Origin of the sequence: Pseudomonas sp. BF-RE-22 (genome assembly GCF_019956155.1) — a bacterium.
Lineage (GTDB): Bacteria > Pseudomonadota > Gammaproteobacteria > Pseudomonadales > Pseudomonadaceae > Aquipseudomonas > Aquipseudomonas migulae.
In genome coordinates, this window is sequence record NZ_JAHBDD010000037.1 from 1 (window position 1) to 20,671 (window position 20,671).

The 20,671-nt window shown below is 59.3% G+C and carries 18 protein-coding genes and 4 tRNA genes; 5 read left to right on the forward strand and 17 right to left on the reverse strand.

Features of this window, described 5'->3' with window-relative positions:
• Positions 1 to 262: 262 nt before the first annotated feature.
• From KGA82_RS18620 to rluD, 8 genes are all read right to left on the reverse strand, one after another.
• The gene (locus KGA82_RS18620) at positions 263 to 1,888 is read right to left on the reverse strand and encodes a methyl-accepting chemotaxis protein (protein WP_223451745.1); all 1,626 of its coding nucleotides are present in this window, start codon (positions 1,886 to 1,888) and stop codon (positions 263 to 265) included.
• A 153-nt stretch (positions 1,889 to 2,041) separates the two neighbouring features.
• Positions 2,042 to 2,118: transfer RNA gene (locus KGA82_RS18625), tRNA-Pro, on the reverse strand.
• A 95-nt stretch (positions 2,119 to 2,213) separates the two neighbouring features.
• Positions 2,214 to 2,289: transfer RNA gene (locus tag KGA82_RS18630), tRNA-Lys, on the reverse strand.
• A 5-nt stretch (positions 2,290 to 2,294) separates the two neighbouring features.
• Positions 2,295 to 2,371: transfer RNA gene (locus KGA82_RS18635), tRNA-Pro, on the reverse strand.
• A gap of 9 nt (positions 2,372 to 2,380) precedes the next feature.
• A tRNA-Asn gene (locus KGA82_RS18640) sits at positions 2,381 to 2,456 on the reverse strand.
• A gap of 300 nt (positions 2,457 to 2,756) precedes the next feature.
• Positions 2,757 to 5,321, reverse strand: a complete 2,565-nt coding sequence (clpB, locus tag KGA82_RS18645) for an ATP-dependent chaperone ClpB (protein WP_008037881.1) — start codon at positions 5,319 to 5,321, stop codon at positions 2,757 to 2,759.
• A gap of 130 nt (positions 5,322 to 5,451) precedes the next feature.
• The gene (gene pgeF, locus KGA82_RS18650) at positions 5,452 to 6,177 is read right to left on the reverse strand and encodes a peptidoglycan editing factor PgeF (protein ID WP_223451750.1); all 726 of its coding nucleotides are present in this window, start codon (positions 6,175 to 6,177) and stop codon (positions 5,452 to 5,454) included.
• Positions 6,174 to 7,136, reverse strand: coding sequence for a 23S rRNA pseudouridine(1911/1915/1917) synthase RluD (gene rluD / locus KGA82_RS18655; protein ID WP_008028788.1), 963 nt, complete (start codon positions 7,134 to 7,136; stop codon positions 6,174 to 6,176). Before rluD ends, pgeF begins: the two co-directional genes overlap by 4 nt.
• 151 nt (positions 7,137 to 7,287) lie before the next feature.
• Between rluD and KGA82_RS18660 the strand changes: the two genes are divergently transcribed.
• The 4 genes from KGA82_RS18660 to KGA82_RS18675 all read left to right on the forward strand — a co-directional run bounded on the left by KGA82_RS18660 (position 7,288) and on the right by KGA82_RS18675 (position 11,586).
• Positions 7,288 to 8,310 (forward strand): outer membrane protein assembly factor BamD, encoded by a 1,023-nt coding sequence (locus tag KGA82_RS18660; RefSeq protein WP_008028792.1) that lies wholly within the window; start codon positions 7,288 to 7,290, stop codon positions 8,308 to 8,310.
• Positions 8,311 to 8,439: 129 nt separating this feature from the next.
• Positions 8,440 to 8,673, forward strand: a complete 234-nt coding sequence (locus KGA82_RS18665; RefSeq protein WP_223451752.1) for a PP0621 family protein — start codon at positions 8,440 to 8,442, stop codon at positions 8,671 to 8,673.
• Positions 8,663 to 10,252 (forward strand): sensor histidine kinase, encoded by a 1,590-nt coding sequence (locus KGA82_RS18670; RefSeq protein ID WP_223451753.1) that lies wholly within the window; start codon positions 8,663 to 8,665, stop codon positions 10,250 to 10,252. The genes KGA82_RS18665 and KGA82_RS18670 overlap by 11 nt, the downstream gene beginning before the upstream one ends.
• Before the next feature lie 2 nt (positions 10,253 to 10,254).
• Positions 10,255 to 11,586, forward strand: coding sequence for a sigma-54-dependent transcriptional regulator (locus tag KGA82_RS18675; RefSeq protein WP_223451755.1), 1,332 nt, complete (start codon positions 10,255 to 10,257; stop codon positions 11,584 to 11,586).
• A gap of 129 nt (positions 11,587 to 11,715) precedes the next feature.
• On the opposite strand, the gene thiO is transcribed toward KGA82_RS18675, so the two are convergent.
• From thiO to KGA82_RS18710, 7 genes are read right to left on the reverse strand one after another with little or no spacing between them, the layout of a single operon-like run.
• Complete coding sequence (gene thiO, locus KGA82_RS18680; RefSeq protein WP_223451757.1) at positions 11,716 to 12,816, reverse strand: glycine oxidase ThiO; 1,101 nt, start codon at positions 12,814 to 12,816, stop codon at positions 11,716 to 11,718.
• Between the two features lie 55 nt (positions 12,817 to 12,871).
• A complete protein-coding gene (locus KGA82_RS18685) occupies positions 12,872 to 13,270 on the reverse strand; it encodes a type IV pilin protein (protein WP_008028801.1) in 399 nt (132 codons plus the stop codon).
• Positions 13,271 to 13,284: 14 nt separating this feature from the next.
• Positions 13,285 to 16,398, reverse strand: a complete 3,114-nt coding sequence (locus KGA82_RS18690; protein ID WP_223451759.1) for a pilus assembly protein — start codon at positions 16,396 to 16,398, stop codon at positions 13,285 to 13,287.
• A complete protein-coding gene (locus tag KGA82_RS18695; protein WP_223451761.1) occupies positions 16,385 to 16,864 on the reverse strand; it encodes a PilX N-terminal domain-containing pilus assembly protein in 480 nt (159 codons plus the stop codon). The genes KGA82_RS18690 and KGA82_RS18695 overlap by 14 nt, the downstream gene beginning before the upstream one ends.
• 11 nt (positions 16,865 to 16,875) lie before the next feature.
• The gene (locus KGA82_RS18700; protein WP_223451766.1) at positions 16,876 to 17,589 is read right to left on the reverse strand and encodes a PilW family protein; all 714 of its coding nucleotides are present in this window, start codon (positions 17,587 to 17,589) and stop codon (positions 16,876 to 16,878) included.
• On the reverse strand, positions 17,586 to 18,035 hold the full coding sequence (pilV, locus tag KGA82_RS18705; protein WP_008037891.1) for a type IV pilus modification protein PilV: 450 nt from the start codon (positions 18,033 to 18,035) through the stop codon (positions 17,586 to 17,588). The genes KGA82_RS18700 and pilV overlap by 4 nt, the downstream gene beginning before the upstream one ends.
• Complete coding sequence (locus tag KGA82_RS18710) at positions 18,032 to 18,505, reverse strand: GspH/FimT family pseudopilin (protein ID WP_008028811.1); 474 nt, start codon at positions 18,503 to 18,505, stop codon at positions 18,032 to 18,034. Before KGA82_RS18710 ends, pilV begins: the two co-directional genes overlap by 4 nt.
• 129 nt (positions 18,506 to 18,634) lie before the next feature.
• Here KGA82_RS18710 and KGA82_RS18715 point away from each other — a divergent pair, with 129 nt between their 5' ends.
• Positions 18,635 to 19,177: a GspH/FimT family pseudopilin gene (locus KGA82_RS18715; RefSeq protein WP_223451767.1), complete on the forward strand. Its 543-nt coding sequence runs from the start codon at positions 18,635 to 18,637 to the stop codon at positions 19,175 to 19,177.
• Here the strand turns inward: KGA82_RS18715 and ispH are convergent.
• Together ispH and fkpB are read right to left on the reverse strand one after the other, a co-directional pair.
• Complete coding sequence (gene ispH / locus KGA82_RS18720; RefSeq protein ID WP_008028815.1) at positions 19,154 to 20,101, reverse strand: 4-hydroxy-3-methylbut-2-enyl diphosphate reductase; 948 nt, start codon at positions 20,099 to 20,101, stop codon at positions 19,154 to 19,156. The genes KGA82_RS18715 and ispH overlap by 24 nt on opposite strands.
• A 131-nt stretch (positions 20,102 to 20,232) precedes the next feature.
• Positions 20,233 to 20,670: an FKBP-type peptidyl-prolyl cis-trans isomerase gene (fkpB, locus tag KGA82_RS18725; protein ID WP_177318165.1), complete on the reverse strand. Its 438-nt coding sequence runs from the start codon at positions 20,668 to 20,670 to the stop codon at positions 20,233 to 20,235.
• Between the last annotated feature and the right edge of the window lies 1 nt (position 20,671).

Consider the following 20,671-nt stretch of genomic DNA (forward strand, 5'->3'; position numbering starts at 1 on the left):
GCTCGCGATAGCGGAGTGTCAGTCACCACATGAGTTGGCTGACACACCGCTTCGCGAGCAGGCTCGCTCCCACATTTGATCTCCACTGATTTGGAGATCCGTGTCTTACTGTACCTCCCCCCGCGATTTTCCCCCTTCGCTTACAAACTCCCCCTTGCGCGACACAGCAGCGATACACCTCGCCCGTTAAATGGCCACATCCGAGCAAGGCACCCGGCCGCGCTTCTCCACCGAGAGGTGCGGCTTTTTTCGTCTGGCGGTTTTACACCCGAAAACGCTGCACCATCCCCTGCAACGCATTGGCCAGTTTCGACAGCTCGTGGCTGGAGGCACTGGTCTGATCCGCGCCGGTAGCGGAACGCACCGACAGATCACGAATGTTCACCAGATTGCGATCCACCTCCCGGGCCACTTGAGCCTGCTCTTCCGCTGCACTGGCAATCACCAGGTTGCGCTCGTGGATTTCGTGAACCGATGCAGTGATCGTCTGCAATGCGTCACCCGCCCGCTTCGCCATCACCAGAGTTTCGGCAGCACGGGAAGCGCTGGCATTCATCGAGTCCAGCGCCAGGCTTGAACCGCTGCGCATGCCCTGGACCATTTGTTCGATTTCCTGAGTCGATTGCTGCGTGCGATGCGCCAGTGCACGCACCTCATCGGCCACCACCGCAAAACCACGCCCGCTTTCACCCGCACGCGCCGCTTCAATTGCAGCGTTGAGCGCCAACAGATTGGTTTGCTCGGCAATGGCCCGAATCACATCCAGCACCTTGCCGATGTCCTGGGACTGATTGGCCAGTGACTGCACCAACTCGCCGGTGTGCTGCACATCATTGGCCAGGGCGCTGATGGCACTCGCGGTTTCGCTGACCCGCTCCTGCCCCAGATGCGCCGACTCGCTGGACTGGCGAGTGGCATCGGAGGTCGACACTGCGTTGCGCGCAACTTCTTCGACGGCGGAGGTCATTTCGTTGACCGCCGTGGCGGCTTGCTCAATCTCGTTGTTCTGTTGTTGCAGGCCCTGAGTGCTGTCGAGGGTGACGGCGTTCAGCTCATCCGCCGCCGTGGCCAGTTGCGTCGCCGAGCCACTGATGGCTTGCAGGGTTTCCCGCAGGTTCTGCTGCATGGTCGCCAGCGCCTTGAGCAAACGGCTCACTTCGTCGTTGCCATGGGTCGCGATAGGTCGGGTCAAATCGCCCTGCGCCACGCTTTCCGCCGCACTCAGGGCTTCGTTCAGCGGACGGACGATACTGCGAGTCAGCAACATTGCCAGGCCGACAGTCGCCAACGCCGCGAGCGCGATGAACAGGCTGACGATGGATCGCGAGGTTTCGTAGTGCGCTGCGGATTTCTGGCTTTCAACGGCGACCTGTTTGGCGAACAGTTCCGCCAGGTCATTGAGCTGTTTGCCGGAACCATCGACCACGGTTTTCATGTCGATCAACAGCAGTTTGGTCAGCTCGTCACGGCGACCTTGCTCGGCCAGGGTGAACGACTGGGCAATGCCGGTGCGATAGGCGGCGAAGGTGGTTTTGAACTGGTCGTACAAGGCCTGACCTTCAGCGGTGTCGACCAACTTGTCGTAAGCCGCAATCTTCTCGCTCAGTTCCTTGTCGCGAGTGTCCATCTGGCCGCGGTAGGTGGGAATGTTCTTTGGGTCTTGATCCAGTGCCATGCGCAAGGAAATGGTACGGATGCGCAGCATCAGCTCGCGGATCTCATCACCACCACGGATGCTCGGCAGCCATTGCTTCTCCACCGCCACCTCGCTCTCGCGAATGCTCGACATTTGCCCCAGGGCAAATATTCCGAGCAACGCCACCAGCACGGCAATCAAGGCAAAACCCAGCGCAGCACGAGGGGCAATATTCAGCTGACGAAGAAACATAACGAGCGCCTTTCTTGTTGTTGGCCTGAATGGGAGGTCGCGAGTGCGCCCCGACAGCTCGTTATCGGCTAGTTGTACGATGACTTGAAAGGATTCGGCTTTTTCAAAGGCAAAAAAAAATCCCCGTATCTTTCGATACGAGGATTTTTAATATGGTCGGGGTAAGGGGATTCGAACTCCTGACATCCTGCTCCCAAAGCAGGCGCGCTACCGGACTGCGCTATACCCCGGTAAAAAAAAGGCACCTTTAAAAGGCGCCTTCTGCGAACAGAGCTTTTGGCGTCTGATCTTAAGATTCGATTCCAGCGTTAACTGGTTTCAAAAATGGTGGGTCGTGTGGGATTCGAACCTACGACCAATTGGTTAAAAGCCAACTGCTCTACCAACTGAGCTAACGACCCAAAAATGGTCGGGGTAAGGGGATTCGAACTCCTGACATCCTGCTCCCAAAGCAGGCGCGCTACCGGACTGCGCTATACCCCGGTTTGAAATTGGCTCCGTGACCAGGACTCGAACCTGGGACCCAATGATTAACAGTCATTTGCTCTACCGACTGAGCTATCACGGAACTACATATTTCAATTTACAACGGTGAAGCTTTACTGCGTTCTCTTCGACCCGTTCGCATCGCTGCGTTCGTGTGTCTGAGGCGCGCTATTCTACAATCTTAAGCACCTCTGTCAACCCCCTAAATTGCATTCAAGTTAATGATTTGCAACTTATTTCAGATTCCTGCTTGGGGAGCAGAAACCCTTCCGGGTGACTTACTGCGGGGCGCACTTTACAAGCCTTTTCCTTTGAGTTCAACAACCTGACGAAAAAAAGGCCTCGCAATGCGAGGCCTCTTCAGTTTTGTTGCTAACGCGGATCAGGCGAAGACGATTTCGTCGTTTTCCACCACACCCTTGGCGGTATCGCCGGGCATGAAACGCCCCGACAAAATCAGCTGCGCCAGCGGGTTTTCGATCCAGCGCTGAATCGCACGTTTGAGTGGCCGTGCGCCGTACACCGGGTCGTAGCCAACCGCGATCAGCTTGTCCATGGCCTCAGGGCTGAGTTCCAGTTTCAGTTCGCGCTCAGTCAGGCGACTGCGCAGACGACCCAACTGGATCTCGGTAATGCCCGCGATCTGATCCCGCGCCAATGGCTCGAAGATCACCACTTCGTCGACCCGGTTGATGAACTCCGGCCGGAAGTGCGTGGAAATCGCATCCATCACCGCTGCGCGCTGAGCCTCACGATCACCGACCAGTTCCTGGATCTGTACCGAGCCCAGGTTGGAGGTCATGACGATCACGGTGTTCTTGAAATCCACCGTGCGGCCATGGCTGTCGGTCAGGCGGCCATCTTCCAGCACTTGCAGCAAGATGTTGAACACGTCCGGGTGGGCCTTCTCGACCTCATCCAGCAGGATCACCGAATAAGGCTTGCGACGCACCGCCTCGGTCAGGTAACCGCCCTCTTCATACCCTACGTAGCCTGGTGGCGCACCGATCAACCGGGCCACGGAATGTTTCTCCATGAACTCGGACATGTCGATCCGCACCATCGCCTCCTCGGTATCAAAGAGGAACTCGGCCAACGCCTTGCACAACTCGGTTTTACCGACACCGGTCGGGCCGAGGAACATGAACGAACCGCTCGGACGATTCGGGTCGGACAAACCGGCCCGCGAACGGCGCACCGCGTTGGAAACCGCGATCACCGCTTCGTCCTGACCGATCACACGTTGGTGCAACAGGCCTTCCATCTTCATCAGCTTGTCGCGCTCGCCTTCGAGCATTTTCGACACCGGAATGCCGGTCCACTTCGAGACGACTTCGGCGATTTCTTCCTCGGTCACCTTGCTGCGCAGCAACTGGTTTTCGCTTTTGCCATGCTGGTCGACCATTTGCAGGCTGCGCTCCAGGTCCGGGATCACCCCGTATTGCAGCTCGGCCATGCGGTTCAGGTCGCCTTTACGGCGTGCCGCTTCCAGTTCCTGACGGGACTGTTCGATTTTCTGCTGGATCTGCGCAGAACCCTGGACTTCGGCTTTTTCCGAGTTCCAGATTTCTTCGAGGTCCGAATACTCCCGTTCATGACGAACGATTTCTTCCTGGAGTTTCTCCAGACGCTTGATCGCCGCTTCGTCGCTCTCTTTCTTCAGCGCCTGGGATTCCACCTTCAGCTGAATCAGACGACGCTCCAGACGGTCCAGCACTTCCGGCTTGGAGTCGATCTCCATGCGGATGCGGCTGGCGGCTTCGTCGATCAGGTCGATGGCCTTGTCCGGCAACTGACGATCGGTAATGTAGCGATGACTGAGCTTGGCCGCGGCGATGATCGCGCCGTCGGTGATCGCCACTTTGTGGTGAACTTCATAACGCTCTTTCAGGCCACGCAGAATGGCGATGGTGTCTTCTTCGCTCGGTTCATCCACCAACACTTTCTGGAAGCGCCGCTCAAGGGCCGCGTCCTTCTCTATATATTGGCGGTACTCGTTGAGCGTGGTCGCGCCGACGCAGTGCAACTCGCCACGGGCCAACGCAGGTTTGAGCATGTTGCCCGCATCCATCGAGCCTTCGCCCTTACCGGCGCCGACCATGGTGTGCAGTTCGTCGATGAACAGAATGATCTGCCCTTCCTGCTTCGACAGCTCGTTGAGCAGGGATTTCAGGCGTTCTTCGAACTCGCCACGGTACTTGGCACCGGCAATCAGCGCGCCCATGTCCAGGGACAGCAGGCGTTTGCCTTTCAGGCCATCCGGCACTTCGCCGTTGATGATGCGCTGGGCCAGGCCTTCGGCGATGGCGGTTTTACCCACGCCAGGCTCACCGATCAGCACCGGGTTGTTCTTGGTGCGGCGTTGCAGCACCTGAATGGTCCGGCGAATTTCGTCGTCACGACCGATTACCGGATCGAGCTTGCCGTCTTCGGCGCGCTTGGTCAGGTCGACGGTGTATTTATCCAGCGCCTGACGCGACTCTTCGTGGTTGGCGTCGTTGACCGCTTCGCCACCACGCAGGTTGTTGATCGCGTTTTCCAGGGCTTTTTTGCTGACGCCCTGACCGAGCAACAATTTGCCGAGTTTGCTGTTCTCGTCCATGGCGGCGAGCAGCACCAGCTCACTGGAAATGAACTGATCACCCTTCTGCTGGGCCAGGCGATCCGCCTGGTTGAGCAGACGCGCCAAGTCCTGCGACATGTTGACGTCGCCAGTCGGGTTCTGGATTTTTGGCAGCTGGTCGAGCTCTTTGGTCAGCTCTTTACGCAGGCTGTTGACGTCAAAACCGACCTGCATCAACAGGGGTTTGATCGAACCACCCTGCTGTTCAAGCATGGCTTGCATCAAATGCGCCGGTTCAATACCGGGATGGTCGAGGCCGACGGCCAGCGATTGGGCGTCGGATAGAGCTAACTGCAATTTGCTGGTTAAACGATCTATACGCATGGGTCACCTTCCTTTTGAGCAGGCCGGACCTATAAAACATCCTGAATGAAGAAACCTGCCAGATACCGCTATAGATGTGGTCGATTCTGGGAGTTTCAAGCGTCGTACAGTTGACGCAGGTCAGAGGAGTTTAGCGTTCGAGCCAGATAAGGGAGGCAAACCGACCGGTGCGAGGGCTGCGGCGGTAAGAAAAGAAGCGGGGATCGGTCACGGTGCAGAAACCGCCACCATAAACAGCAGTGACACCACGAGCAGCCAGACGCAAACGCGCCAGCTCATAGATGTCAGCCATGAATTTGCCAGCGTTTTGGCTGGGCACGAAGGCTTTCGCGGATTCGGGCAATTGCTCGACGAAGGTAGCCCGCACTTCCGGGCCGACTTCAAAGGCTTGCGGGCCAATGGCCGGACCGAGCCAGACCAGCACGTCTTCCGAGGGCACGGCCAGCGCATCGAGCGTCGCTTCGAGCACACCCGCCGCCAACCCGCGCCAACCGGCGTGGGCCGCAGCGACGCGAGTGCCGGCACGGTCGCAAAACAACGCGGGCAGGCAATCAGCCGTCATCGCCGCGCAGGCAATGCCGGGCGTTGCCGTCCAGCTGGCGTCGGCGGTGGCCACAAGGCCTGGGTCCGCATGAGCCACGGCGATGCCGTGAACCTGCTTCAACCAGGCCGGCTGCATGGAGAAATGATCGGTGAGGCGACGGCGGTTTTCGGCAACAGCTTCGGGGCTGTCGTCGACGTGATCGCCGAGGTTGAGGCTGTCGAACGGCGCCAGACTGACGCCGCCCGCACGGGTGGTGACGCAGGCTTTCACCCCGGCAGGCACAGGCCAGTCGGGAATCAGCCAGTCACTCATCCGATGAACGCCTCGCGGTCTTGCTTGAGCAGCGTCAGCAACCAGACGAAATCGTCCGGCAGTGGCGATTCCCAGCTCATGCGTTTACCGGTAGTCGGGTGATCCAGCTCCAGGAACCGCGCATGCAGCGCCTGACGCGGGAACGTCTTCAAGGAATCGACCATGGTCTGGCTGGCGGCTGGCGGGATACGGAAACGACCGCCGTAGGCAGGATCTCCGACCAACGGGTAGTTGATGTGCGCCATGTGCACGCGAATCTGGTGCGTACGACCGGTTTCCAGCTTCACCCGCACGTGAGTGTGGGAGCGGAAACGCTCAAGCACACGGTAATGGCTGACGGCTTGCTTGCCACCTTCCATCACGGCCATGCGCTGGCGTTGCTGGCCGTGACGACCGATCGGCGCGTTGATCTTGCCGCCCGCCGTCACTACGCCGATCACGATGCACTCGTAGATCCGGCTGACGCTGCGGCTCTGCAACTGTGTCACCAGCTGCGTCTGCGCTTGAATGGTCTTGGCCACCACCATCAGACCGGTGGTGTCCTTGTCCAGACGATGCACGATACCGGCGCGGGGCACATTGATGATGTCCGGCACGTGGTGCAGCAAGGCGTTGAGCAAGGTGCCATCAGCGTGACCGGCAGCCGGGTGCACCACCAGGCCCGCAGGCTTGTTGATCACCAGGATGTCGTCGTCTTCATAGACGATGTCCAGCTCGATGTCTTGAGCGATCCATTCGCCCTGAGCTTCCTGCTCGGCAGTCAGTTCAAGAATGGCGCCACCGTGAACGATGTCTCGCGGGCGGATAACCGCCCCATCCACAGTCAGGCGGCCGTCTTTGATCCAGGCGGAAAGGCGCGAGCGCGAGTGCTCAGCGAATAATTGTGCGGCGACTTGATCGAGGCGTTGGCCGCCCAATTCGGACGGCACCTCTGCGCGAAGTTCAATTTTATCGGACATGCTCAGACTAGGCGTCGGCACAGCCTTTGGTTTCGGCTGCGCGCTTGTGGTTAAATACGGCGTCTTTTGCCCCGAGGCTATTCAACGGGGCGCTCATCATAACAGGACGGCCTCGCCCAAGACAGCGGCCGTCATAGGGACGCAAGCCGCCATGCAAGTGAAACACCTGCTGCTGATCGCCATCCTCGCATTGACCGCTGCTTGCTCATCGAAGGAAGTCGTAGACGAAAACCTTAGCGAAGTCGAGCTGTACCAGCAGGCTCAGCAAGATCTGGACAACAATAGCTACACCGCCGCCACAGCCAAGCTGAAGGCGCTGGAGTCGCGTTATCCGTTCGGTCGCTACGCCGATCAGGCTCAACTCGAGCTCATCTACGCCAACTACAAGAACACCGAGCCTGAGGCTGCGAAGTCTGCCGCCGAGCGCTTCATTCGTTTGCACCCTCAGCATCCGAACGTGGACTACGCCTATTACCTCAAGGGCCTGACCTCTTTCGACCAGGACGTCGGCCTGCTGTCGCGTTTCCTGCCGCTGGACATGACCAAGCGTGACCCGGGTGCTGCCCGCGACTCCTACAACGAGTTCGCCCAACTGACCAGCCGCTTCCCGAACAGCCGCTACTCGCCGGACGCCAAGCAGCGCATGATTTACCTGCGCAACCTGCTGGCGGCCTACGAAATTCACGTCGCCGACTACTACCTGACCCGTCAGGCCTACGTCGCTGCCGCGAACCGTGGTCGTTACGTGGTGGAAAACTTCCAGGAAACCCCATCGGTCGGCGACGGCCTGGCGGTGATGACTGAAGCCTACCAGCGTCTGCACCTGGACGACCTGGCAGCCACCAGCCTCGAAACCCTGAAGCTCAACTACCCGAACCACCCAACGCTGGTAGACGGTCAGTTCGTGCCATCGGTCGACGAAGCCGACAACCGTTCGTGGTTGAGCAAGGCGACTCTGGGCCTGATCGAATCCCGTCCACCGCTGCCGCCGGGCGAAACCCGCGCCAACCAGGACGTGCAGAGACAATTCCGGGACGCCAAGGAAGCGATTCCGAACGATCTCAAGCCTAAAGATGAAAATGGCGACGTGATCGAAGAAGAAAATCACGAAGCGGAAGGCAACAACAGCGACCGCTCGTGGTTCAGCTACATGACCTTCGGCGTGTTCGACTGATACGACCGGTGGTGCAAAAAGGGAGACTCTTGAGTCTCCCTTTTTTATTGCGCAGTTTTTATTACGCTGTGCGCCTGTCATGTCCTTGGCTAAACTGCCTGATCATTAGTCAAAAAGCAGCTGCTCACCATGTTTGGTAAATTGTTCTGGATCGCCCTGATTGTTGCGGCGATATGGTTTTGGCTTAAGCACAAGCGCCAAGTAGCTGCGCCCAAGTCCCCTGCCGAACTGGAAGCCGCGCCCATGGTCCGCTGCGCCCATTGCGGCGTACACCTGCCCCGCGACCGCGCGCTGAGCCTTCAACAACAGTGGTATTGCAGCCAGGCTCACCTCGAGCAAGGCCCGGGCTCCAGTGATCGCTGAGACGTCCAGTCCCGGCAGCAAACAGGCTCAGCGACTGCTGCGCCTTTATCACCTCTACCGCCTAAGCGTCGGCATCACCTTGGTGCTGCTGATCTCCAGCAACCTGGACAACCAGTTGCTGACGTTCGCCAATGACAGCCTGTTGCGCAGTGGCAGCTGGCTGTACCTGGTGCTGAACATCTTGCTGGTGGTCTTCTTCGAGAACACTCGCCGCCCGGCGCAATTGTTCGGCCTGGCGCTGATTGATGTCCTGCTGCTGTGTGGCTTGTTCTACGCCGCCGGCGGTGTCGCCAGCGCCATCGGCAACTTGCTGATCGTCTCGGTGGCCATCAGCAACACCTTGTTGCGAAGCCGCATCGGCCTGCTGATCGCCGCCGTGGGCGCGCTCGGCATCGTCGGGCTGAGCTTTCTCCTGAGTTTCAGCCATCCCGCCAGCCCCAACGATTACCTGCAAGCCGGCACCCTCGGTGTGTTGTGCTTTGCCGCGGCGTTGCTGGTGCAAGGCTTGATCCAGCGCCTGGAAGTCAGCGAAACCCTCGCCGAACAACGGGCCAGCGAAGTGGTGGGCCTCGAAGCCCTCAATGCATTGATCCTGCAACGCATGCGCACCGGCATCCTGGTGCTCGACGGCCAACTGCGGGTGCAATTGGCCAACCACAGCGCGCTGATCTTACTGGGCCGAGACCATCTTGAAGGCCAACGGATCGACGACTGCTCGCCCATCCTGGTCGAACGCCTGCAGCTGTGGCGGAACAATCCGACGCTGCGCCCCCAGAGCCTGAAAATCGCCAACAGCGGCCTGGAACTGCAACCGAGCTTCATTGCCCTGGCCCAAAGCCCACACCACCAAACCCTGGTCTTCCTTGAGGATCTCGCACAAATCGCCCAACAGGCCCAACAACTGAAGCTCGCCGCTTTGGGCCGCCTGACGGCCGGTATCGCCCACGAAATTCGCAATCCTTTGGGCGCCATTAGTCATGCCGCTCAGCTATTGCAGGAATCGGAGGAACTGAACGGCGCGGATCGACGTCTGACCCAGATTATTCAAGACCACTCTCAGCGAATGAATCGGGTTATCGAAAACGTCCTGCAACTGTCCCGCCGCCAGCAAACCGTACCGCAACGACTCGATCTGAAGCTGTGGCTGGAGCAGTTCGTGGCCGACAGTCGCGAAAGTGCGCTCGATCGCCAGCAGATTCACCTGCGCATCGGTTCAGGCGACTTCAAAACCCTGATGGACCCGAACCAGCTCACCCAGATTCTCGACAATTTGTTGCGCAACGCCTGGCGTCATAGCGCTCAGGTCCACGATCAGGCGCAGGTCTGGCTCGATTTGTTTGTCGACCCCGACAGCCAGTTGCCGATCATCGAGGTTCGGGACGATGGCCCCGGCGTGGCACCGGACCAGCAGGTGCATTTGTTCGAACCGTTCTATACCACCAGCGCCCAAGGCACAGGCCTGGGGCTGTATCTGTCCCGTGAGCTGTGCGAAAGCAACCAGGCCCGCCTAGACTTCAAGCCACGCCATGATGGCGGCTGCTTTCGCATCACCTTTGCTCACGGACGGAAACAAAGTTGAACATGTGCCCACGGCAAAAAGTCCTGATCGTCGACGACGAGCCGGATATCCGCGAACTCCTGGAAATCACCCTGGGACGGATGAAACTCGACACCTTCAGCGCCCGTAACCTCGGCGAAGCCCTGGCGCTGTTGAAGCGTGAGACCTTCGACCTGTGCCTGACCGACATGCGCCTGCCGGACGGCACCGGTCTTGAACTGGTGCAACATATCCAGCAACGCGCCCCAAACCTGCCGGTGGCCATGATTACCGCCTACGGCAGCCTCGAAACGGCGATCAACGCCCTCAAGGCCGGCGCCTTCGACTTCCTGACCAAACCGGTGGACCTCACGCGATTGCGTGAACTGGTCACCAGCGCCCTGCGCATGCCGGCACCGGGCGCAGCCATCGACCGACGATTGCTGGGCGATTCGCTGCCCATGCGTAACCTGCGTAAACAAATCGACAAACTGGCCCGCAGTCAGGCGCCGGTCTACATCAGCGGCGAGTCCGGCAGCGGCAAGGAACTGGTCGCCCGACTGATCCACGAACAAGGACCGCGCGCCAACCAGCCGTTTGTCCCGGTCAATTGCGGCGCGATACCGTCGGAACTGATGGAAAGCGAGTTTTTCGGCCATCGCAAAGGCAGTTTCAGCGGCGCCATCGAAGACAAGCCCGGGCTGTTCCAGGCCGCTCAGGGTGGCACGCTGTTCCTCGACGAAGTGGCCGACTTGCCGCTGTCGATGCAGGTCAAACTGCTGCGGGCGATTCAGGAAAAAGCCGTTCGCAGCGTTGGCGGCCAACAGGAAACCGTGGTCGATGTGCGGATCCTCTGCGCCACCCACAAAGACCTCGACGCCGAAGTCGCCGCTGAACGCTTTCGTCAGGATTTGTATTACCGGCTGAATGTGATCGAACTGCGGGTTCCGCCTTTGCGCGAGCGCCGCGACGACATCGAGTCATTGGCCGGTCATGTGCTCAAGCGTCTGGCGGCAGCCAGCGGCCAACCCGTCCCGAAGCTCCACCCACAAGCGCTTGAAGCGCTGAAAAGCTATCGCTTTCCGGGCAATGTGCGGGAATTGGAGAACATGCTCGAACGCGCCCACACCCTGTGCGACAACAAGCAGATCGAAGCCAGCGACCTGCGACTGGCCGAAGGCAATTGCAGCGCCGACAGCGGTGTGCCGGACCTGACGCAGATCGACAATCTGGAAGACTATCTGGAAAACGTCGAACGCAAACTCATCCTCCAGGCCCTGGAGGAAACCCGCTGGAACCGCACGGCGGCGGCTCAGCGATTGAATTTGTCGTTTCGGTCGATGCGTTACAGGTTGAAGAAATTCGGGCTGGATTGAGGGCCCCTTCGCGGGCAAGCCTCGCTCCTACAGGATTTGAGTCGATCGAAAATATTGTGATCGCCACAAATCCTGTAGGAGCGAGGCTTGCCCGCGAAAGCGTTCTGGAAGGCGACGAATGTTTCGCGTCTAGATCCGCCCGACCGGCGCATACGGCGCCGGATCAATGATCGGCGTCCTGCCCAGCATCACATCCGCAAACAACTGGCACGACGCCGGCGCCAGCACCAACCCGTTACGGTAATGCCCGCAGTTGAGCCACAACCCCTCGAAGCCCGGCACCCGGCCGATGTAGGGAATGCCCTCCGGTGAGCCCGGTCGCAACCCCGCCCAATGCCCGACCACCTCGGCATCCGCCAGCGCTGGAATCAATTCCACCGCAGACGCTTTCAGGCTCTCAAGCGCAGAGCCGGTCGGCGTCTTGTCGAAGCCTTCATGTTCCAGCGTGCTGCCAATCAGAATGTGTCCATCCCGGCGAGGAATCGCATAACGCCCCTTGGCCAGCACCATGCTCGGCAGGAAGTCCGCCGCGCACTTGTAAAGAATCATCTGCCCTTTCACGGGTTCAACCGGCAACGCAAGGCCCAGGCTTTTGAGCAAATCACCGCTCCAGGCACCCGCCGTCAACACCACCTGATCACCGTGGATCGCGCCCGCCGAAGTCTGCACGCCGACGACTTTTTCGCCTTCGCGAACGAACCCGCTGACTTCGCACTGCTCATGAATCGTCACGTTCGGCATCGCCAGCAAGGCAGCCTTGAGGGATTTCACCAGCCGCGGATTGCGCACATTGGCCACGTCGGCCATGTAGATCGCGCGGGTGAAACCGCCACCCAGGACCGGCACCGCATCGTGCGCCGCCGAGATATCCACAGCCCGCAATGGACGGTTTTCCCGCTCAGCCCAGGCCAGCGCCTCGGCTTCATCGTCCAGGTCCAGCCAGTACAGGCCGGTGGTGTGCACTTCTGGATCAACCCCGGTCGCGGCAAACAGACGCTCGCCCAGCTGTGGATAAAAGTCCTGAGACCAATGGGCCAGCGCGGTAACTGCCGGGCTGTAGCGCCATGGGTAGAGTGGCGAAACGATACCGCCACCGGCCCAGGACGATTCCTGACCGACATTCGAACGGTCCAGCAGCACAACGCTCTGTACTTGCGACGCGAGATTGAACGCTGTCAGCAGGCCAATTACACCGCCGCCGACTATCACCACTTGCTGTTGCATGGTCATGTTCCGATCCAACCGTTAAAGAGACAGGAGGCGCAAAAGGCGCCCGAAAAAAAACTCAGCGACCCCAGCAATCTTTGGTGGTCAGTCCGGCCGTCGCATTGACCATGCTTCTGACACCGGTGTTGGTGATGGTGAAATCGCCACACTTGTCAGTCGCCATGCTGCCGGCCTTGCGTGTAGCGGTCAGCAGGAAGGTCTGGTCGGTCAGGGTCGGGGTGATGGTGTAATAGTCATTGCCGGCGCTCAGGCCGGTGGCACCGGTGTAGACATTACCCTTCGAGTAAAACCGTTCAAGAACCTGCGCCTGCTCGGAGAGCAGCCCGGCCACTTCAGCCCGGCGGCCCTTTTTCACGTATTCGGTGAGGCTCGGGTAGCCAATGGTGATGACGATCCCGATGATCGCAATCACGATCATGATTTCGATCAGGGTAAAACCTCGGTTGGATCTGCGCATGCCTCAACTCTCACTTACTGTATTTGTCGCCACATGATGCGACGGCTGCCACCGCCGCCCTTTTCGGTCAGCTTGGTCACCGTTGAACCTGTATCGGTTACGATCTTGCCGGTGCCGCCGTTGGTAACGGCGCTCAAGAATGGCATCCCGCTAGTGAAAATCACCCCGCTGGATATCGCATCGTTGCTGTCGACTAGCCCATCGCCAGTGGTGTCGAGCACCGCGTAGTTGAGCATCTTACCGCTGAACGCATCCAGTTCGACCAGTTTGCCGGTGCCAAAACTGGCACAAGGGTCCGTGGTGTCCACAATGGCCGTGGTAAATACGATTCGCCCCAACACCAGCGCCGCCTGGCTGATCACTCGCTCACCGGTCAATACGCTGTTGTAGACCAGCGGCAAATACCAGCCTTTCTCTGCCGGATAAGTCACTTCGTTCTGGCTGGTGGTGATGAATTGCCCCGTGCTTCCCGAGAACACACCGGTCACCGATTGGACCTGCAAACTGGACGTGGTGATCTGTCCAGAGCCGCCGTCAGCATCCCACACCGCATAGAACGCCTGCAGATCCTTGTTGGTCTTGTCGACCGTTTCATTGAATTTGCCGGTACCGAAAAACACCACTTTGCCGCCCAGTGAATTGTCCGCCAGCAACGGCTGCGCGGTGATTGGCTGGGTGGCGCCGCCCGCCGTCGTGAACAACGGCTTTCCGGAAAACGCCACGCCCCAGATGTCCGTGGTGGCGCCGCTCAAATCAAACTTCCATAAACGCCCTTTCAGATCCCCGCCATAGGCGGCCTGCACCACATTCTGCGAGTTGACCTTGAGTTTCACCGACGACAAACCGTTGGTGGTTTCCGTGCTGTCGATGACGATTTTCTTGATCAGCGACCCATCGCGGATATCCACCACGTACAACGCCGCCACACCCGAATTGCTGCCGTAGCCGTTGGAGATGAATGCTGCCCATCGACCATCCGCCAAGCGTGCCACTTCCGGACGGGCGTAGGCATAACCCAGATCATTGAAAACGTTCGCCGTGTTTGCTGTGGCAGGTGCACTGATTTCCCACAACGCCTTGGTCACGTTGCCGGCCGAGGCGTCAAACAGCTGCAAGGCGTAGAACGTCTTGCCGCCCGCGCCTGTTCCGCCGAGCGCCAGGGTTTTCCAGGCACTGTTGAGTTGAGCATCAAAAACGCCGACCTGACCGTCGACCAGAAACTTGTGGCTGACGCCGTTGATGTAGGCGGTATCGGCGATATAGCGCAACGATGGCAAAACATTGGAGGGCATGTAGGCATAACGTCTGGCGCCGTTACCCGAGTTGATGACGCTGACAAAACCATCGTTGGCATTGACCACAAGGCTGGTGTTCATGTTGCTGGATTTGGTGGCCAGATAGGTGCTGTAGCTGGTGTCACTGACCAGATCGGATGCGGTTTTTTCCGTTGGCGAGGCCAGCACCAAAGGCGAGTTGATGATGTCGCCGAGCAACACGCTGCGTACTTTCAACCCGGTCTTGTTGGTGCCCTTGCTCCACTCCACAAGGTCGCTGCCCGTGATGCCGGTGGGCAGGCCCTGATTCAGCGCCGTCTGCTGTGCCGGGGCGAAATTGGCGAAAGCCAGCGTGACGGGAGCGTTGCTCACGTTGTTCCACGACTGGTAAGTCGGCGCTGTGGCGCCGGGCACAATGGCCGTGTCAGTCGTCCAGAGCACCGTGGAGGTATTGACCGAGCCGGTGGCGGTGAACCCGTAAGACTTGATGGTGCCGCGCCAATCCTTGGGGTCGTAGCTGGTCTGGTAGTAAGCGGAACCGACCCCGACGATTGCGCTGCTGGTGGTGCCGCTCCCGCCGGAACCGGCTTTCGACGTGATGTCGCCCAGCGCTGATGACAACGCGGTATTGAGGCCGGCACTGTCCGTCGCCTGGTAGTACTTGCCCTGCCCGTAACCGGCGGCGTCCGACAACATCTGGTTCGCGGCGGTGAAACCCACGGTGTAGGTGTTCATGTTCTGTTTGGGGAAATCTGCGGCGTTCCAGTTTTTGCCACCGGCGTCGGTACCAGTGGTACGCATATCGATGTCAAAGGCGAATTTGGCGATGTCGTCCAGGTACAACGTGTCCCCCTCGCCATCACCGGAGAGGTTGTCGCCATCGTTCGCGCTGTTGCCGTCCCAGTTCGGCAAGAGGGTGCCACCGAGCGGATCGTTGGTCGGGAAGGTCCTGTCGAACGTAGGCAGGCCATCGGTGATCACCACGCCATAGTTTTTCTGGCAGCGATACTGGATCGGGCTGGTGTAAGTGGTTGGCGTCGAGTTGTAGTACGGCGCCATGCCGCGCATGTACCGCGTGATCTCGTAATAGGTTTCCGCCAACGGGGTACTGGCGATTGCACTCAAACCATTGATCGAAGAGATCAACGCGTTGTAGTTGGTGTCCGCCTGGGATTGGGAAACGCTACCACTGACGGGAGACAGATCACTGACCGCGCGGGCGATAAAACCGCCGGGGCCGGAGTTGCCACTGACAGAAGGGTTGAATGTCGCCAGGCCTATTCTCAATGAACGGTTGCTGGTGACCAGATTGGTGGATACATCCTGCGCAACGCTGATGCGGTAATCATTGGGGATCGCACCGGTACCGGTGGTGAAATCCCTGTTCGAACCGTTGGCCAGTGTGACCAGATAAGACAGATAGTTAGCCGTATAACGCGTGTTTTCGTTGCCCACCGGGTCGGGCAGCTTCAGGCATATCGATGACAGTCCCAATAAGCCCCGATAAAAACCGTACCAGTTGCCATTGTTGGAGCAACCGCCGCGATTGAGGCTCGACAAGGCGATGTTGGTATCGTCCATGTCCAGATTCTGACCGGTCAGACACGAGTTGTTCGAACTGCAATTGGCAATTTGCGGGCGACTGACCGTCGGATCGAAACCCGGCGCCCAGATGATGTTGTTCATGCTCCCCGAATCATCGATCAGCAGCATCACGTTGGGCGCAACCGCCGCAGCGCTCAACAGGGGCGAGTCCGAGGGCGTGAACGCGTACGCAGGCGCTGACAGGTACAGCCCCAATGCAATACCACTCAGAAACCGCCAGATCCCTGAGCACCTATTAGTATTTGGCATAGATGCTCTCCACCACACTGCGCACGTTGTTGCCCACGATGGCCACTGCCGTGACCCGATAAAGCGTCGCGGAGGTGTTGCTCGGCACATTCACGGCATTCAACGTGGTGCCGATGTTCTGTACCCCATAGAAACCGTTGGCGGCCGCGATCCAGGTGACCCCCGAGAAGGAATTGAGACCGGCAGCCGTGAGGGTCGATGACTCGGCGGGCGGCAAACATTGATTGCCGCTGCAAACCGGCAATGTATAGGTATCGAGCTGAACCGCACTTTCGCCGATGCGCAACGCGGCTTCGGCGATCTGGAACGACTGATTGCGCAGGGTGACGCTGCTGGCCATCTTTTCCTGCAGGGTTGCGTTCTGCATCGATGAAATGCCAATCAGCGTCAGCAACAGAAGGAATACCAGGCTGACCAGCAGCGCCATGCCGCGCTGGGCGTGAGAGGTAGCGGGAGAAAAACTCATCGGCCCTCCCCTCATGGCAAGCGGTTGCGCAAGGCGGCAACCACGTTGAAAGTTTGATCGCGGACCCGGCTGTTCGGATCTCTCAGTGTCAGCGTCAGGCGCACACTACGGATTCGCGCAGGGTCGGACGGGTTGGTGCTGTAACTGGAAGCGGCCGTATCGGTGGCTGACGCTGCGAGACCGAAGCTCACGTCAAAGGCTTTGACGTTGTCGACGAGCACTGCCTGAGTCGGCGTGCCGATGCCGCTGCCCATCGTCAGTTGGCCGTTCTTGAGGCTGTAGATCAGTCGTCGAATCGGAAACGCCAATTGTCCTGTGGCGGGAGCCTGCACGTTGGAGTAAGCCGTCGCGGTATTACGGCAATCCGAAACCACCGTCCAGGTCGGCGTACCGCCACCCGCTCCGACATCGGCGGTCACCAGGGTCAGCTTGAGGTTGGCATTGTCCCAGCTGATCGGCGCTATCTGGCTGGCAGTGAAGCTCGCCCCGGCGCTTGCATCAGTAATAGCCCCCAGACAACCAAACATCCCCACCATGCGGATTTCCTGAATCATTTTGCTCAGCACGAAACGCGCGTCTTCCTGCATGTTCGCCGCCGCGTTCTGGCTGACATAAGTGTTCTTGGCCGCTATGAAAATCTGCGCTACACCGAGCACCACGACCAGGCTCAACGCCAACGCGATCAACATTTCGATCAGGCCGAAACCTCTGTTGAGCCGGTTCATGGTGTCGCCACCGGATCGACGGCGGCGCGACTGGTCAGCACAAAGCTGCGACGGGAATTGGCGGCATTGGCAGCCCGCGAGTCGTCCCAAGTAATGGTGATGGTGTACACCCGCTGATTGAGGGTGACGCTGCCCGTAGCGGTGGCGCCGAGCATACTGACGATATTGGTGGTGAAGTCGTAGAGGTCCTGATCCCGGGCAACGTTGAGGTTGCCCGACGTCGGCGGCGTGACCGTGTAATCGGCGCCGGCGTTGGCGCGGATGCGGTCCATCATGTCGTAGGCGATAAAACTCGCCTGGCTGGTCATCCGCGAACTGTCGGTGTACTTCAGCGCATTGAGCTGGAACGCCGCCGCCCCCAACAGCCCCACGCTCAAAATCAACAACGCCACGAGAACCTCGATCAGCGTCATGCCCTCCTGTGCACGCTTGCTCCATCCCCTCATCCGCAACTTCCACCCAATAGAATTCGTCCGTTCAAACACACATTCAGCGTCCTGCTTTGCGCCCCCAGTACGTAGCTGATCACCACCGCCGTGGACGGTGCCGACAGACCGCCCAGATTGTTGAAATCGATGGCGGTCACGCCTGAGGTTAGCGTCAGAGTCGCGCCGCTGCTCATCGCGGGAACAACCCGCAATACATTGGCCACAGTGCCAGTACTGTCATAAACCGCCAATTCCCCGGTCCAGACGCTGCCACCCGCCGTCGGCCGCACCCGGGTGGTGATGCCGCGGTCGATGGCTTCAAGCCGGGCGAAATTCAAGGCGCGCTGCAGGTCGCCGATCTCGGTGTCGGCCCTGGTGCCTTGCACCGAACGGGTAAACGCCGGCACTGCCAGGGTGATCAGAATCAAAAAGACCGCAAGCGCGACCAGCAACTCGATCAGCGTGAAACCTTTTGTACGATGATCCATCAATGCCCTCCGTTGCCGTCGGCTATACCTGCTGTTACACGCTAGAACAATCGACCCACAGGTGTCGGTTGTTTTGCCATTACTGCGCAAGGATTGCGCGGGCCACCGCACTCCAGGGAGGGAGATGTCATGCGTCAGCAGGGTTTCAGTCTGATTGAACTGCTCATGGGACTGACGATTGTCGGGATTGTTCTGCATCTGGTCAGTCCGGCGTTTGCAGCGCTCACGGAATCGAACCATCAGGAAGAGGCAGCGAAGTCGCTTGTCAGTGGCATGCGCAGTGCCAGAAGCGAGGCAATCACGCGAAACCAGGCTGTCGTCATACACGGGATAAACGACGATTGGGGCCAAGGCTGGCGGATGATTCTGGATTTAAATGGCAAGGGACATGAGGACAGCAACAATCCGCTGCTGGTCGAGCGCCGAAGCGACACTCGGGTGCCGATTGTCGGCAATCACTATGTCAGGACTTCAGTACGATTCAGCCATCTCGGCGAACCGCAGCACGGAGGCTTTCAAGCGGGGACATTGCATGTATGCGCAAAACACGAGCCAGTGAGTCAGCACCAAGTGGTGCTGGCCCCGAGCGGTCGCGTCAGCCTGCGCAGCATCAAGGCTGTGCAGGCGTTGTGCGAGAAAGGAAAAAAATCAAAGCAGCGAACGAACGCGTAACTCTTTCGGCATGGAGAACGTGATGTTCTCCTCGCGACCCGCCAGTTCATCGGCACCGGTAGCGCCCCAGGCCTGCAACTGCTGGATCACGCCACGCACCAGTACTTCCGGTGCAGAGGCACCAGCGGTAATGCCAATGCGCTCGACACCGTCGAACCAGCTCTTTTGCAGGTCTTCAGCGCCGTCGATCAGGTAGGCCGGAGTGGCCATGCGTTCGGCCAGCTCACGCAGGCGATTGGAGTTGGAGCTGTTCGGGCTGCCGACAACCAGCACCACGTCGCATTCATCGGCCAGCGTCTTGACGGCGTCCTGACGGTTTTGCGTGGCGTAGCAGATGTCGTCCTTGCGCGGGCCACCAATCGCCGGGAAGCGTGTACGCAGGGCGTCGATGACGCGGCTGGTATCGTCCATGGACAGGGTGGTCTGGGTCACGAACGCCAGTTTTTCGGGGTTGTTCACCTGCAACGCGGCGACGTCTTTCTCGTCCTCGACCAGGTAAATCGCGCCGCCATTGCTGCCATCGTACTGGCCCATGGTGCCTTCGACTTCCGGGTGACCGGCGTGGCCGATGAGGATGCATTCACGGCCGTCGCGGCTGTAGCGCGCGACCTCGATGTGCACTTTGGTCACCAGCGGGCAGGTGGCGTCGAACACCTTCAGGCCACGGCCGGCGGCTTCGGTACGCACAGCCTGGGAAACGCCGTGGGCACTGAAGATCACGATGACGTCGTCCGGTACCTGATCCAGCTCTTCAACGAAGATCGCGCCGCGAGCGCGCAAGTCTTCGACGACGAATTTGTTGTGGACCACTTCGTGGCGCACATAGATCGGCGGCCCGAAGACTTCCAGGGCGCGGTTGACGATTTCGATCGCCCGGTCCACACCGGCGCAGAAGCCACGGGGGTTGGCGAGTTTGATTTGCATGCTGTGCCTCGTGTCTTGCGCGCAGGAAAATTAGATCTTTGTAGGAGCCGGCTTGCCGGCGATGAGGCCCTTGGCGTTGCAGCGAGCCTGATGGCCCCATCGCTGGCAAGCCAGCTCCTACAGAACAGCGTTTACAGCGATTTGACGTTGATGATTTCCACGTCAAAGGTCAATGTCTTGCCGGCCAACGGATGGTTGAAGTCGATGGTCACTTGCTCGTCATCGAACTCTTTCACCACGCCAGGCAGCTCAGTATTCGCCGCATCGTTGAAGATCACCAGCAAACCCGGTGAAAGGTCCATGTCCTTGAACTGCGAACGCGGGATGATCTGCACGTTTTGCGGGTTCGGCTGACCGAAAGCGTTTTCCGGCTGAATCGTCAGTGTACGCTTGTCGCCGGCCTTGAAGCCGAACAGGGCCGCTTCGAAACCTGGCAACAGGTTACCGTCGCCGACCTGGAAGGTCGCCGGGGCTTTGTCGAAGGTGCTGTCGACGGTGTCGCCGTTCTCCAGGCGCAGTGCAAAATGCAAGGTGACTTCCGTGTTCTGGCGGATGCGTTGCTCAGCCAAT

Bases quoted from the DNA above. Each gene is read 5' to 3' on its own strand.
- KGA82_RS18675 (WP_223451755.1), top strand. From the start codon at position 10,255: ATGTGCCCACGGCAAAAAGTCCTGATCGTCGACGACGAGCCGGATATC.
- ispH (WP_008028815.1), bottom strand. From the start codon at position 20,101: ATGCAAATCAAACTCGCCAACCCCCGTGGCTTCTGCGCCGGTGTGGAC.
- KGA82_RS18700 (WP_223451766.1), bottom strand. From the start codon at position 17,589: ATGAACCGGCTCAACAGAGGTTTCGGCCTGATCGAAATGTTGATCGCG.
- KGA82_RS18665 (WP_223451752.1), top strand. From the start codon at position 8,440: ATGTTTGGTAAATTGTTCTGGATCGCCCTGATTGTTGCGGCGATATGG.
- KGA82_RS18710 (WP_008028811.1), bottom strand. From the start codon at position 18,505: ATGGATCATCGTACAAAAGGTTTCACGCTGATCGAGTTGCTGGTCGCG.
- pgeF (WP_223451750.1), bottom strand. From the start codon at position 6,177: ATGAGTGACTGGCTGATTCCCGACTGGCCTGTGCCTGCCGGGGTGAAA.
- KGA82_RS18620 (WP_223451745.1), bottom strand. From the start codon at position 1,888: ATGTTTCTTCGTCAGCTGAATATTGCCCCTCGTGCTGCGCTGGGTTTT.
- pilV (WP_008037891.1), bottom strand. From the start codon at position 18,035: ATGAGGGGATGGAGCAAGCGTGCACAGGAGGGCATGACGCTGATCGAG.
- KGA82_RS18685 (WP_008028801.1), bottom strand. From the start codon at position 13,270: ATGCGCAGATCCAACCGAGGTTTTACCCTGATCGAAATCATGATCGTG.
- thiO (WP_223451757.1), bottom strand. From the start codon at position 12,816: ATGACCATGCAACAGCAAGTGGTGATAGTCGGCGGCGGTGTAATTGGC.
- KGA82_RS18715 (WP_223451767.1), top strand. From the start codon at position 18,635: ATGCGTCAGCAGGGTTTCAGTCTGATTGAACTGCTCATGGGACTGACG.
- KGA82_RS18695 (WP_223451761.1), bottom strand. From the start codon at position 16,864: ATGAGTTTTTCTCCCGCTACCTCTCACGCCCAGCGCGGCATGGCGCTG.
- clpB (WP_008037881.1), bottom strand. From the start codon at position 5,321: ATGCGTATAGATCGTTTAACCAGCAAATTGCAGTTAGCTCTATCCGAC.
- KGA82_RS18690 (WP_223451759.1), bottom strand. From the start codon at position 16,398: ATGCCAAATACTAATAGGTGCTCAGGGATCTGGCGGTTTCTGAGTGGT.
- rluD (WP_008028788.1), bottom strand. From the start codon at position 7,136: ATGTCCGATAAAATTGAACTTCGCGCAGAGGTGCCGTCCGAATTGGGC.
- KGA82_RS18660 (WP_008028792.1), top strand. From the start codon at position 7,288: ATGCAAGTGAAACACCTGCTGCTGATCGCCATCCTCGCATTGACCGCT.